Raw genomic sequence first — 14,057 nt, forward strand, 5'->3', positions numbered from 1 at the left:
AAAGACTTTTCACTACGTTTTAATATACTTCTTTCGTGCGTACTGATTACATCTCTGCTGATTTCCTATTTTTAAACTTATTATAAAAACTTCTGATAAGTTCAACATACTCATCTTCCATCTTTACATTTCTTCTTTCCATCATCTTTTTTGCAACCTCTATTGCCTTCTCGAGCTTATACTCTGTTTTAACATCATCACCCCACCAAGTGAAAGGCCCTATTAGCCCTTTAAAACTGAGACCACCGTACAAGTTAACAAACGGCATCACGACAGTACCAGTAGATAACAAAGTCCCTATCCCAGTCTGAACATGATCAGAAATAAAGACCCCGACCTTTATTTTCCCTGTATCTATTACTTTTTCATTTTCAATATGTATCCTAACTTGAGAGTAAGTATTCTTTAAATCACTCGTTGTAGTCAGCGCTCCAAGGTTAACCCACTTACCAATAACTGAATTTCCTACGTATCCTTCATGAGCTTTGTTTGAATAGCCATAAAATATAGTTGAATCAACCTCTCCCCCTACCTTTACAACATCCTTAATAAAAGAGTTTTTTATAAATGTCCTATAAAGATTAACTTCTGTTCCTATAAATAAAGGTCCCTTTAACGTAACCGGAGGTAAAACCTCACCTAACTTTTCTATAACAATAGGTCCGTCACTTGTATCAAAGAAAAAGTGCTTAAGTCTTACTTTCCCTTTTACAAAAATATTTTTATCTACTTTTTTATATCCATTATCAAATCTTAAAAGAGCCTCAACCAGGTTTAAAACAAGTGAGGGTAAATCAAAGAAATTTTCAATATAAACTCCCTCTATTTCTTTAACATCTAAGTTTTCTGAACTTTCAAAGCGAAAAGGAGCTTTTATTATACCATTTTTTATGAAAATTCCAACAACTTTTCCATTATAATGCAAGAGAGTTTCCCTCTTTAAGTTAGGAATTTTATACGGAATAAATAGACTATCAAAAACAAAAGTTTCTCTATCTACTTTAAATGTATCATAAACATTATTTGTAAATTTTTTTAACTTAAAAACTAGTTCTTTTCTGACAACTACATAAGGGTTATAAAACTTTATTATCTTTTCAAAAACCGGATTAATTTCAAATGTTGAATTTAGATCACTTAAGAAAAAAAAGTTATTAATACCTTTTTCGGTTTCAACAAAAACTAAATTATATCTCAATTAGTCCCTTTTAATTAATCCTTTTTAAGGAAAGGTTTAACAAGTTCAAGTGGAATTGGTAGTACAATTGTTGAGGCCTTCTCTGTTGCAATTTCAGAAAGGGTCTGTAAAAATCTAAGCTGAATAGCAACTGGACTTTCCTCTATTTTTCTTGCAGCTTCGAGTAACCTCTGAGCTGCTTGAAACTCTCCTTCAGCTGAAATAATCTTTGCTCTTCTTTCCCTTTCAGCTTCAGCCTGTCTTGCCATTGCCCTCTGCATCTCCTGAGGTAAATCTATGTGCTTTACTTCAACCATAGATACTTTTATACCCCAGGGATCAGTGTGCTCATCTATTATCTGTTGAAGTCTCAAATTTATTTTTTCTCTTTCTGCAAGAAGCTCATCGAGCTCTGCCTGTCCACAAACACTTCTTAAAGTAGTTTGTGCTAATTGGCTTGTAGCATATAAAAAGTCTTCAACTTCAATTATTGCTTTTGAGGGCTCTACAACTCTAAAGTAAACAACAGCGTTCACCTTCACTGAGACATTATCTTTTGTTATAACATCTTGGGGAGGAACATCCATCGTGATGGTTCTAAGAGAAACTTTTACCATTCTATCTATCACAGGAATTATAAATACAAGCCCAGGCCCCTTGACACTCTTAAACTTTCCAAGTCTAAAAATTACTCCTCTCTCATACTCGTTTAAAACCTTTATCGCAGAGGCTAAAAGCATGAAAGCGAGAAAAAGTAAGAAGATCCAAATCATCTTTTTTCCTGAATTTTTAAGGAATTGAACCTTAAAATTAGTTTAAGTATAAAAAAAGTTGTAGATAATTTACAATAACTACTCACCTCTGAGCAAAAATTTATATCGTGTTACTCCTTATTCGTGTTTTATAGGTTTTACCTTTAATTTAAGCCCATCAAAGCCTGTGACTATTATCTCATCGTCCTTTTTAATATCTTCCTCAGCTATCGCTTTCCAGATTTCACCATGAACAAAAACTAAACCAACCTTACCTTTACCTATATCTTCTTTTGATCTTCCCCTTTCACCTATCATACCCTCCCTTCCTGAGACAGGCTTTTTCATTTGAATCTGTACTGCCTTAAAGATCACAAAAAAGAAAAATAAAAGAGTAGTTGCAACAACAGTAATTATTGCAAGATTTGAAATTCTCAAAAAAGGAACATCTGTTTTAAAAAGAAGGAGTGAACCCAAAAGCAAAGATAAAACACCACCTATTCCCAAAATACCATGAGATTGAATCTTCAGCTCAAGTAAAAATAAAACCATAGAAAGAAGAATTAGAAGAACTCCTGCATAGTTAACAGGCAAGGTCTGAAAAGCATAGAATGCAAGGATTAGACAAATCGCACCTATAACTCCTGGAAATATTGCTCCCGGATGAGTAATTTCAAAAAATAATCCGTAAAAACCAAGTATAAGCAATATATAAGCTACTGTAGGATTTGATATGATCATTAAGATTTTTTCTCTAAGTCCCATCTCAATATTTTTAATCTTTTTCTCCTTAATCTCTAATTTTCTCTTTTCTCCCTTTACCTCAACTTCAAATCCCTTAACTTTTTCAATTAGAGAATCTACTGATGGAGCTATAATGTCGATAACCTTTTTCTTTAGGGCCTCCTCCGATGTAAGGGATAAAGATTTTTTTACCATATTTTCAAGCACCTGTGCGTTTCTTTTTCTTTTTAATCCGATACTTTTTATGTAAGCTATAGCGTCGTTAAGGGCCTTTTTAATTATAACAGAGTCTGCTTGTCCTTGAAGTGCAACAGGATGAGCAGCTCCTATGTTTGTTCCAGGTGACATTGCAGCTATGTGAGCAGCAACAGTTACAAAGGCTCCTGCAGATGTTGCTCTTGCTCCCGGGGGGAAAACATAGACACATATGGGAACAGAACTCTCAAAAAACTTCTTCACAATAGTTCTCATGGACTCATCAAGACCACCAGGTGTATCAAGTTGAAGTATTAAAAGTTCTGCTTTTTCCTCTTCAGCCCTATCTATACTTTTTATCACAAACTCAGCCCCCGGAGGGTTTATAACTCCCTCATATTTAACAACATATATTAATGAAAATATTAATAAACTAAACATTTACAAATTTCTCCCATCTTACATATTCTTTTATTTTATCTATCACGTCTTCAACTTTTATATTTTCGGCTTCAGCATAAAAGTTTAAGATAATTCTATGTCTTAAAACAGGTTCTAAAAGATAATTTATGTCTTCAACTTCGACAGAGGGGATCCCCTTTAAAAGTGCTCTTGCCTTTGATCCTAAGATTAAAAATTGGGATGCTCTCGGTCCTGCCCCGTATCTAACGTATTTTTTTACAAAGTCAATTTCACTTGTTTCAGGTCTGGTTTCCCTAACAACTTTTACTGCATAGTTTAATATAAACTCTGGAACCGGTATCTTCTTTGCAAGCTCCTGTATCTCAATAATTTCTTTTTTTGTTAAAATTTTTTCATATTTTACTTCCTCTTTTTCAACGAGCTTAGCTATTTGAATTTCCTCTTCATGGCTAGGATAACTTATTCTAATTTCGAGCATGAATCTGTCAAGTTGAGCCTCTGGTAGAGGATAGGTTCCCTCTTGTTCTATTGGATTCTGTGTAGCAAGAACTAAAAAGGGTTCATCAAGTTTATACGTTACGCCCGCTACTGTAACCCTTCTCTCTTGCATAGCTTCAAGGAGGGCTGATTGTGTTTTAGGAGGAGTTCTATTTATTTCGTCTGCTAATAGGCAGTTGGTGAAAATTGGTCCTTTAACGAATTTAAAGTATCTTTCCCTTGTTTCAGGGTTCTCGTAAATCATTTCTGTTCCAATGATGTCTGAGGGCATCAGGTCCGGTGTAAACTGTACTCTTCTAAAATCAAGATCTAAAAGCATTGCGAGATTTTTTACTATTGTTGTTTTAGCAAGTCCGGGAACTCCCACTATTAAAGCGTGTCCTTTTGCAATTAAAGCTATTAGAATCTGATTTATTACCTCCTCTTGCCCCACAATTGTCTTTGATAACTCCCTCTTTACTCTTTCGAATTTTTCCCTTATTTCCTCAAGTTCCCTAATCATCCTTCCCATCCGTAATTATATGGTATTTACACATCAAAGATAAATCTTGTTTCGTAGAAATCGTCCTTTTTTATTAAATAGTATTCGTGATAGGTAATAGCCTTCACATCTTTTTTCAACTCGTGCTTTTTGCTATCAAACTTTTCTCCGCTAAGTTCTAGTAAAATAGTGTTGTCTTTCAAGGTAGCCCTTACATCCTTCCAAATAAAGCCTTCTGTTTCAAAAAAGTAAAGTAATTCTCTTAAAACATCTATAATAATTAGGTTTTCATCTTCAACTTTAACTTCTATAGTTCTTTTTTCCTTCATTTCAACTGAGTTTAAGTCTACCATGGTTGCTGAAAGTAAAAGTGAGGATTTTTCTATTAAAGCATTAAGGCTTTTTGCTCTTACGATAAATCCTATATCTGCAGTGTGGTTTATCTCTATAATTTCTTCCATTCTTTAAGTAAAAGTTTTGCAGAACTTTTTACGGCCATATTAGGATCATTAGTAAGTTTTTCAATTACTTTTATCCATTCAGGTAGTGGTTCAAAATTTCTTAGAGCTCTAATTAAAAGCACCTTTATTTCAGGAGGTTTACTCTTTTTAGTTGAAAAGGGACCTTCAGGTTTTAAAGCTTCGATTATAACTTCTCCTATCATGTAATTTTCTTTAAAGTTTGAAAGAACATTTAACACTTCTTTTACGATAGCAGGTTCAGGCTCAGGGGTGAATTTACTCTTTTTTTCAATAAATTTGAGAAGTTCATCAACTAATGACTCTATCTTATACTTTCCAATTAATTTAATTAGTTGGATTTTAAGTGAGGTATCACTGCTATTTATAAGATCTTTTATAATTCTTGAGGCTTCGGTCGGGTCCGAAATAATTATTGACTCTAAGGCCTTTAGTTTTATGGAATCAGATTTATGATCAAGAAAAATTTTTAAGGTGCTAGTATCGAGTTTAATGTTTTCATCTATTAAAGTTTCAAATAACATTTCAAGTACCTTTTGTGGTTTTTCTTTTTTAAGTTCAATATTTATAAACTCTTTAGAAATTTTTACTTTTTCTTTTAGCATCTCCCTTAGAAGATCTGAAATAAGGGGTTCTTTTTCTACTTTATCAATCAAAAAGGGTACGGAATTTTTCTCTAAGATTCTAAAGAGTGCTTTTATTCTTATTAGATCCTCTTTTTTCCCAGCCTTTTTTAAGTCAACGTATTTATCAAATAATTTTTCCAGTATTTTGTTCTCGATATGGGAAAAGTCAAATTTGACTAAAATCTCTGAGAAATCTTGTATATCTTCGAATTTTTCTCTTTCAATTTTTTCTTCGATTTTATCTAAAAATAGCTCTAAGAAACCTTTTATTATCTCTTCATTTTTCTCACTTTTGATAAATTGGAAGGATTCTTTAAGAATAAAATCACTTTCATGTTCAATGTAATCTTTAAGAACTTCAAGAGTTTTTGTTTTTATTAGTAAACTTTCATCTGAGAGGTTCTGGACTAATTTTTTTAGAATCCCTTTTTTTTCATCTGGATTCAAGCTGTTAAATATCTCTTTTATAATTTTTTGGTTTTCTTCTTTTAGTAAATCCTCTCTTTCGTAACTTAAAATTTTTTTCTTTTCGTGTTCGACAAGTTCTGCTTTCTCTGGCAAATATTTTATCAATTTTCTTATTTTAATAGACTCTTCAACGTTTCCTGAAATCTCCGCATCTTCTAAGGCTTTCTCGAGAGCTCGCCTAGCTTTTATAGCTTCTTTTGATTCAAGTTTATAAAGTTCACTTAAGACTTTCTCATCCTCCGGAATTTCTCTAAAAAGAGCGCGTAAATCCTCATCTTTTAGTTCCCTTATTAATTCTTCTAATCGATTTAACCATTTTTTACTTTCCTCAGGAAATTCTTTTATAAGATTTAATGTCCCCTTTATTTTCTCCTCTATATTAAGCGGTATTTTTTTAAGCATTTCTAATTCTTCACCTAGAGCAACGTATACTTTCTGATTTATCAAAATATTTCTAAGTTTCTCAGTTTCCTCCAAATTTTCAATTCCTCCCTTTGTTTTCACTTCTGAGGGTCTTTTTGACAAGATCTTTAGAAGTAATCTTACATCCTCGATATCAATTTCATGAACAAAGGAAATTGACTGTATTTCATATTCGTTTAGAATTTCAACGATTTTTTGAGACGCAAGGAGCCTTTGATTAGGGAAAAGAACACCATCAACGATAAGATTTCCCTCATGACTGGAAATTGTAAAGGATTTTCTCTTTTTTAAAAGATAGTTCATACTATTTACAAGTTTTTCAATGTTTTCAGTTACTACTTTTGAACTTTCTGGATAAATCCTATAGGATTCAACACAGCTAAATAGTGCAATAAGATTTTCTGTAATTAAGGGAAAATCCTTTGCTTCAGGGATAGGAGCAGCTGGAACCTCTCTTACTCTAAAAATTTTTCTTTTCTCTAGAATTTTTCTGATATCTTCTCTTTCTTCTAATCTTTTAACAAGTTCAGACAACTTAAGAGAGGCTTCAAATGCTTCCTTGGTTTCCCCCGCAAGTTTTGAGTGAAAAAGTAAAGATCCCAAAATTACTTCTTCGGGCACTTCCTTTATTTTTTGGACTATATCCAAAAACCTCCGATGCATTTTTCTTTTATTTTCCTCAGAGAGTTTATCATAAAGGAATTTTCTAAAATTTTCATTAACAAAACAATAGCTTTCCCTACCTAAGTATTCTAATATATAAAGATTTACAGCTTTATCAGCAAGCTCTATAAATCTTCCTGGATTTATGCCAATGTATCTTGAAGCTACGTTTACCTTAAAAGATTTACCTAAAACTGAAAGAGATATTATAAAACTTCTTAGTTCTTTATCGATTGATTTAATCTTTTCAAAATAAATTTCTGTAATATCGTTAGGTTTATTTTCTGGTAACTCATTAAGTAAAAATTTTTCTTCTCTAATTGAAATGAAATTCTTTAAGACTGCGTATCTTAAACACTCTTCAATTAGGTTTGGGATTCCCCTTGAAATTTTATAAACCCAATTAATAAAGTCTTCTTTTTCCTCAATTTCAGGTAAAATCTTTTTTATGTAAATTTTTGTATCTTCTATACTTAAACTTTTTAACTCAATTTCTCTATTTTCCCAATCAACTCGTTCTATACCTGCTGAGAGTATAGATTTAAATTCCTTAGATAATGAAATGAAGGCTTCTTTTGAGTATCTATCAATGTAATCTGTGTCATCGAGAATTATAAAATCAATCTCTTTTCTAATAATTAAGTCATTTAAAAGGAAGGGAATCTTCTCATGTTTTTCCCCAAATTCCTCACACAGAGAAGAAAAGGGCACATCCTTAAGCTCCTCCCTAAAGGTTATTTTAATAAACTTTTTATTTTCTTTATTAAGTTCATCAATAAAAAATGAAATTAGTCTTGTTTTACCAATTCCATGTATCCCTTTTAAATGTAAGGGTGGCTCCCCCCTTTTAATAAACTCCTTTAAAATCTCTACTTCTTTTTCTCTATTTACTATCTCAGAGGGTGTACATCTTTCTTTTAAAAATTTTTCTTTTTTAATTTCTTCTTCAACCTCAGAATAAAATCGGTACTGAAATTTACCTCTTCTTTTTCCGAAATAAAGAGCTGAGTCAGATTTTTCAAAAAGCTCCTTTACAGAGACACCCTCTTCAGGAAATATTGAAATCCCAATACTTGCTCCCAATCTCACTTCATCCTTTAAATAAGATACCCTGTAATTTTTTAACTTCTCTAAAAAACTACTGCATTTTTCCTCAATAACACTTTTTTCCTTTGTATTACTTATTACAATGAATTCATCACCTGCAAATCTCAGAAGCTCATTTCTACTTGGGTCAAAAACAGAACTTAAAAACTGTGACACAACCTTTAAAACCTCATCTCCCTTAAGGTGACCGTATCTGTCATTTATTTCCTTAAAATTATCAAGATCAATAATCAGAAAACTCCCGCTCTTTAAGTTTTTTATTATATTTTCTCCCTTTTCAAATAGAAATCTCCTATTTTTTAGTTTAGTTAATTCATCAATGTAAATTTCTTCTCTCATTCTCTTATAATTTTAAATAATTTTTTCAATAAAATCAAAGGTTCAATTCCCAATAAAGTTTTAAAAAATGTTATGATAGAAAATCTGCTAAAAGAGGATTTTTTTTCTTTCGTAAAAAAAATTTCTAAGGAAGAATTAGAAAATTTAATAGAAAACCATCTTGCACCCAATTATAAACCTTTTCCTGTATGGATAGAAAGGGGATCTGGCTCTAAGGTTTATGATATTGATGGCAAAGAATATATTGACTTTATAGGATGCTACTCAGCACTTTCCCATGGTCACCTGAATAAAAAAATACTCGAAACTGTAAAAAAACAATTAGAAAAGTTAACCCTTACAGGACGACATGTTATATATCCTGAACTTGTTATATTTTCAAAAGTTCTCTCTGAATATTCAGGTCTCGAAATGGTTTTACCTATGAATACAGGCGCCGAAGCAGTAGAAACTGCAATAAAAGCTGCAAGAAGATGGGGATATAAAGTAAAGAAAGTAGAGGAAAATAAGGCTGAAATTATCGTAATGGAAAGAAATTTTCACGGTAGAACAATAACAGTTATAAGTTTTTCTACTAATGAGGAGTATAGAGACGGTTTTGGTCCCTTCACAGAGGGCTTTAAAATAGTTAAATTCGGAGATTTAGAGGAAATAAAAAAGAAAATTACAAAAAATACAGTTGCCATACTTTTTGAGCCTATTCAAGCTGAAGGAGGTGTGTATGTTCCTTATGATGGTTTTCTTAAAGATGTTAGAAAGTTGTGTGACGAAGAAAACATTCTGATGATACTTGATGAAATACAGACAGGAATGGGTAGAACCGGAAAACCTTTTGCTTACATGTGGGAGGATATAAAACCAGATCTTATAACTGTTGGAAAAGCGCTAGGGGGTGGAGTTATGCCAGTTTCGGCAGTTGTAGGAAAAAAAGAGATACTTTCCCTTATGACACCTGGATCACATGGCAGCACCTTTGGAGGTAATCCCCTTGCCTGTGTGATTGGGATTGAATCTATTTTGGAAATGATTAGAGAAAAACTTCCTGAAAAAGCATTTGAAAAGGGTAACTATCTTATGAAAAAGCTAAAAGAAATCGATTCTCCAAAAATTAAAGAAATAAGAGGAAAAGGGTTGCTCATAGGTGTAGAAATAAATGAAAGTTATGGAACTGGTAAAAAACTGGCAGAGATACTCTTAAAGTATGGATTAATAACTAAAGAGACCCATTTGATGACTGTTAGGATCACACCCCCTTTAAATATAAGCTATGAGGAGCTTGACGAAGGTATTGAAAGATTCAAGAAAGGGGTCGAGGAGCTCTAGAAGTTTTTAAAGGGATTCTCCTCCTCTTCCTCTTCAACGATAAACTTTATCTTTTTTGCTTCTCTATAGAGTCTTGAAAGTAAGATTAGTGTAAGAGGAATAAAAATACCTGATATTAAAAAGAAGATATACGGATTAAGTTTGAAGGCGGGAGAGGGTGTGTATCTCATAATGTTAAATATCATTAAAGATGCTGAAAACCATATGGTGGTGAAATTTGTTAAGGGGTTCATAGATTCAGCAAGACCAAGTCCCGGTATTCTCTTTTTTGTTATGGGATAAAAAAAGTTCACTCCCATGTAGCCAAGCTGATCAAGAAGACCGTGGGACATGTAGCCTATAAAAAATATAAGGGAGTTTTGAAAATAAAAGGGACTTTTAATCAGATACAAAAATAGTCCGACAAGGAAGGAGAAAAAAAGAGCTGCAAATACTCCATGGGTCCATTCTCTATGCCAAGGTATAAAAATTATTTTAACCATATCTCCCTCTGGTACAAGAGCAAGAGATGGCCCTGAAAATATATCTACTATAATTTCCCTATAGTTATATTGAAAAGGAATATCTACTTTTCTCTCAACTTCTCTTCTTGGAGCCTGATTAAGAGGAACTGGTATCTGAGATGTGTTTACAGAGGGTCCGTAGAATGCTATTATTTTTCTATTTTCTTCATCAAGAATAAGGCCGTATCTTCTCCATAGATCAGGTCCAATAAGTAAAGTATGAAGCTTAATTCTTATTTCCCTTTTTTCTTCCCAAGCCTTCTGTAGAGCTTTTACAAAGAAATCTAAAATTTCCTCGGGATCTTTACCTTCAGGGTCTGGTTCAAATTCATAGTCCCATTTTTCAAGAAATCTATATATTTTAAAATCAAGAAAATCTGGTAAATAACCACCTATACCCCCCCAGACAAGATCGAGGGTTCCCTTTTCAGCAGCTGACCTTACAAGATCTGGAAAAAAACTTGATAATGATAATCCAAATGTAAAATGCGTTATCCCTTTCATAAAATTTTATAACTACTCTCTGATTATAATGCTTGAGATTATAAAAAAATCAACTATTAAAAAACTGAGAGTGTCTAAACTTAAAACTCCTCATGGAGAGGTTAATTTACCAAATTTTATGCCAGTTGCTTCGCAGGCTACAGTAAAAACCCTTCCTCCAAAAGATCTCAAAGAAATAGAAGTGGAAATCATCGTCTCAAATACCTATCATCTACATGTGAGACCGGGTGAAGAAATAATAGCGCAACTCGGAGGATTACATAAGTTCATGGGATTTTATGGTTCAATTTTAACTGATTCCGGAGGTTTTCAAGTTTTCTCTCTTTCTGAATTAAGGAAGGTAAAAGAAGAAGGAGTTGAATTTAAGTCGCATGTTGACGGTAGTAAGATATTTTTTAGCCCAGAAAGGGTCATTGATATTCAGCTGAAATTAGGTTCTGACATCTTAATGGTACTTGATGAATGCCCTCCCTATCCGTGCGAAAAGTCCTATGCTGAAAAGTCTTTGGATTTAACTTTAAGATGGGCAGAACGAAGCTATAGGTACTTTAAAAGCAAAACTGAATCAAATGAAAAAAGACCTCTCCTTTTTGCCATTTCTCAAGGTTCTATCTATAAGGATTTAAGAAAAAGGGGGATCGAAAGTCTCCGTGAGTTTGATTTCGATGGCTTTGCGATAGGTGGTCTTGCTGTTGGTGAGCCTAAGGAGCTTAGAGAAGAGATAATCGAAGAAATAATAGACCTTTTTCCGGAAAATAGACCAAGATACATAATGGGAGTTGGATATCCAGAGGATATTTTCTTTTGTGTTGAAAGGGGGATTGACCTTTTTGATTGTGTCTTACCTACAAGAAATGCAAGAACCGGACTTGTTTTCACCTCTGAGGGAAAGATACGGATTAAAAATGCAATTTATTCGAACGATGAAAGACCACTTGACCCAATGTGTGATTGTTATGTTTGTAAAAACTTTTCAAGAGCCTATATAAGACATCTCTTTAATGTTGATGAGTACCTTGGACCCTATCTTGCCTCTTACCACTCAGTTTATTTTTACATAAGATTACTCAAAAACATAAGAGAAAGTATTTTAAATGATACCTATAAAGAGTTTAAAAAAAGCTTCTTTAGTAAATATCAAGTTGAACAGATTTAACTCCAATTTGATTTTTTGTTTTTTTATTCTTATAATTAAGAACAAAAAGGAGGTTGTCCTATGGGTAAAATAAGGGTTCTGGGGGTTATAGTCCCCATTTTGATTGGGGGCTCGCTTCTCTATGCAGGTAAGGTGATTGAACCTGAATTTAAGGTCATAGACATAACTCACACAGTTAACAAAGTTCCGGCCCCAATCTTTGATACCTTCAGAGTATGGCCCGGTGCAACTGCTAATCTTACACGAGAAGTAGCCATTGGTAAAAACTTTAAAGGTATAAATGACGATACAATAAGAATTGTTACTGTCCAATCAGGTGGAACAAGATATCTTGTAATTGCTACTGATACCTCTACTAATAATTTTGGTAGGAATAAATTTAGAATAGCGTTTCCTTACACATTTCCTACAGGGATTACAGCCAATTCTGTAGCATTAGGTAATGTTGATGGTGATTATTATACTGACATACTTGTTGGAACTGGAGCCTCACCTTTTACAGTATATTGGTTTGAATGGAGTGAGGTAGCACCTGGTTTTCAACTTCAAAGCTCCTTTAACGCACCTGCTGCTGTTAACGATATTGTGATAGGTGATGCTGACAATGATGGAAACAGTAATGAAATAATTCTTACAACTGCTACTACTTCGCCTCCTCAAATTTGGAGATATATTTGGCAAGCAGGGTCTCTTGTAGGAACCCAGATAAATCTTACAGGTACTGTTGCTGCAAGAGGAGTTGCAATAGGTGATATAAGGCCTGATATACCTGGTAATGAGATATACGTGGTAGGATCTACTAATATTTGGATGGTTTACTGGGATGGCTCAACTTGGGTTGTATCTACAGTAACTACAGGTGTAACAGCTTCATGGGATATTGCTATAGGTGATATAGATCCATCTCTTCCCGGAAACGAATTTGCAGTAGTTCATGCTTCCACAAGTTATCAAGTTTCGGTTTGGAATTGGACTGGTGCTGCTTGGAGCGGAGTAGCCTGGAGACTTACAACTACCTGGGGAACAACAGATAACGATATAGCTATAGGTGATGTTATTACAGATAACTATGGTCTTGAAATTGTATTAACAGGAGGTAGCACGGCTACTGCTGTTCCATACCTATTCTGGATTGGTCCTGGTGGAAGTGCATGGGTTTACGTTCTTCCTAAAGCAAGGGGAGGTCAGATTGACTATGGTGTAGCAGTTGGGAACATAAATAAGTTTAGACATTTTAACAGCGAAATTGTTCTAAGTGGTGGAGGTTCCCTTCTTGAGCTCGAACAGAGAGTTTATCCAAATGATGTTATGACCTATTGGATAAGAATGAAAAATGGTACTGCTGTCAGGAATTTACCTGATACTATATTTGTAAGTATCTTTAATGCTGGTTCTGCTCCTCAATCGAACTTTGGTATAAACTATAGCTTTAAATGGAGACCTATTTCAGGATCTGTTACGTATACTGGTGTCTTGAATCCAAATCAATCCGATGTCGTTAAAATTCCCTTTACTCCCACTTTCACTGGATTTGATACTCTTTTTGTTTCTACAGCACTAGCTACGGATCAAAATATAGCAAATAACAGGACAGCTTTACATCTTGAAGTCTATGATGATACAACAAGATGTGCTTCAGGATTTAATCCAGTGCTATTCCCTCCATCAAATTCAACTGTCCCTCCGACCTCTTGGCAAAGAGTAATTCTTTCAGGTATTTATAATTGGGTAAGAACTACTTCACCATCTTCTCCTGCTGCACCAGTTTTAGAAGGGTATGCAGTAGCTATGTACCCTTCCTATTCTGCCTCTTCAGGTTCTATGGCAAGGCTAATCACGCATCCCATGAAGATTGGAAGTACTGCAAGGAAACTAAAACTGAGGTTTTACATGTATGGTGATCCAGGATTTTCTGGTAATCCCGATTCAATAATAGTTGAATATTCTCTTGATGGAACCAGTTTTATGAGAGTTGCTGGTTTTGGAAGATATGCTGCAACTGCTGGTTGGAGAAGGTTTGACGTAGATATAGGTGATTTTCCACCCAACAAAACAGTCTACGTTTCTTTCCTTGCTAAAAGCGCATATGGAAACAACATGTTTATTGATTCTGTAAGGATTGTTGCTACAACTCCAACTGCAGCTACAAGAGATGCCCAAGTGATGTCTATTGTTCCCTTAAGAAAGCCTTTGTAT

10 protein-coding genes are annotated in these 14,057 nt (G+C 33.9%); 3 read left to right on the forward strand and 7 right to left on the reverse strand.

Annotation, left to right across the window (positions count from 1 at the left end; translation table 11 throughout):
• Positions 1-46: 46 nt before the first annotated feature.
• The 6 genes from ABDH49_00005 to ABDH49_00030 form a co-directional block, all read right to left on the reverse strand.
• A complete protein-coding gene (locus ABDH49_00005) occupies positions 47-1,198 on the reverse strand; it encodes a hypothetical protein (GenBank protein ID MEN3045360.1) in 1,152 nt (383 codons plus the stop codon).
• 14 nt (positions 1,199-1,212) lie between these two features.
• Entirely contained in the window at positions 1,213-1,950 is a 738-nt protein-coding gene (locus tag ABDH49_00010) for a slipin family protein (GenBank protein MEN3045361.1), read from the reverse strand.
• Positions 1,951-2,067: 117 nt separating this feature from the next.
• Complete coding sequence (locus tag ABDH49_00015) at positions 2,068-3,309, reverse strand: nodulation protein NfeD (GenBank protein MEN3045362.1); 1,242 nt, start codon at positions 3,307-3,309, stop codon at positions 2,068-2,070.
• Entirely contained in the window at positions 3,302-4,300 is a 999-nt protein-coding gene (locus tag ABDH49_00020) for a MoxR family ATPase (GenBank protein MEN3045363.1), read from the reverse strand. The genes ABDH49_00015 and ABDH49_00020 overlap by 8 nt, the downstream gene beginning before the upstream one ends.
• Positions 4,301-4,317: 17 nt before the next feature.
• Entirely contained in the window at positions 4,318-4,731 is a 414-nt protein-coding gene (locus tag ABDH49_00025) for an archease (GenBank protein ID MEN3045364.1), read from the reverse strand.
• Positions 4,716-8,375 (reverse strand): diguanylate cyclase, encoded by a 3,660-nt coding sequence (locus ABDH49_00030; GenBank protein ID MEN3045365.1) that lies wholly within the window; start codon positions 8,373-8,375, stop codon positions 4,716-4,718. The genes ABDH49_00025 and ABDH49_00030 overlap by 16 nt, the downstream gene beginning before the upstream one ends.
• Before the next feature lie 72 nt (positions 8,376-8,447).
• On the opposite strand from ABDH49_00030, the gene rocD reads away from it, so the two are divergent.
• On the forward strand, positions 8,448-9,698 hold the full coding sequence (gene rocD, locus ABDH49_00035; GenBank protein ID MEN3045366.1) for an ornithine--oxo-acid transaminase: 1,251 nt from the start codon (positions 8,448-8,450) through the stop codon (positions 9,696-9,698).
• Here rocD and ABDH49_00040 read toward each other — a convergent pair.
• Complete coding sequence (locus ABDH49_00040) at positions 9,695-10,705, reverse strand: metal-dependent hydrolase (GenBank protein ID MEN3045367.1); 1,011 nt, start codon at positions 10,703-10,705, stop codon at positions 9,695-9,697. The two genes, rocD and ABDH49_00040, sit on opposite strands and share 4 nt — an antisense overlap.
• Before the next feature lie 28 nt (positions 10,706-10,733).
• On the opposite strand from ABDH49_00040, the gene tgt reads away from it, so the two are divergent.
• Together tgt and ABDH49_00050 are read left to right on the forward strand one after the other, a co-directional pair.
• Positions 10,734-11,861, forward strand: a complete 1,128-nt coding sequence (gene tgt / locus ABDH49_00045) for a tRNA guanosine(34) transglycosylase Tgt (protein MEN3045368.1) — start codon at positions 10,734-10,736, stop codon at positions 11,859-11,861.
• Between the two features lie 60 nt (positions 11,862-11,921).
• A partial coding sequence (locus ABDH49_00050; GenBank protein ID MEN3045369.1) for a hypothetical protein occupies positions 11,922-14,057 on the forward strand: 2,136 nt, incomplete at its 3' end.

Source organism: Candidatus Hydrothermales bacterium (assembly GCA_039630235.1).
Lineage (GTDB): Bacteria > Hydrothermota > Hydrothermia > Hydrothermales > JAJRUZ01 > JBCNVI01.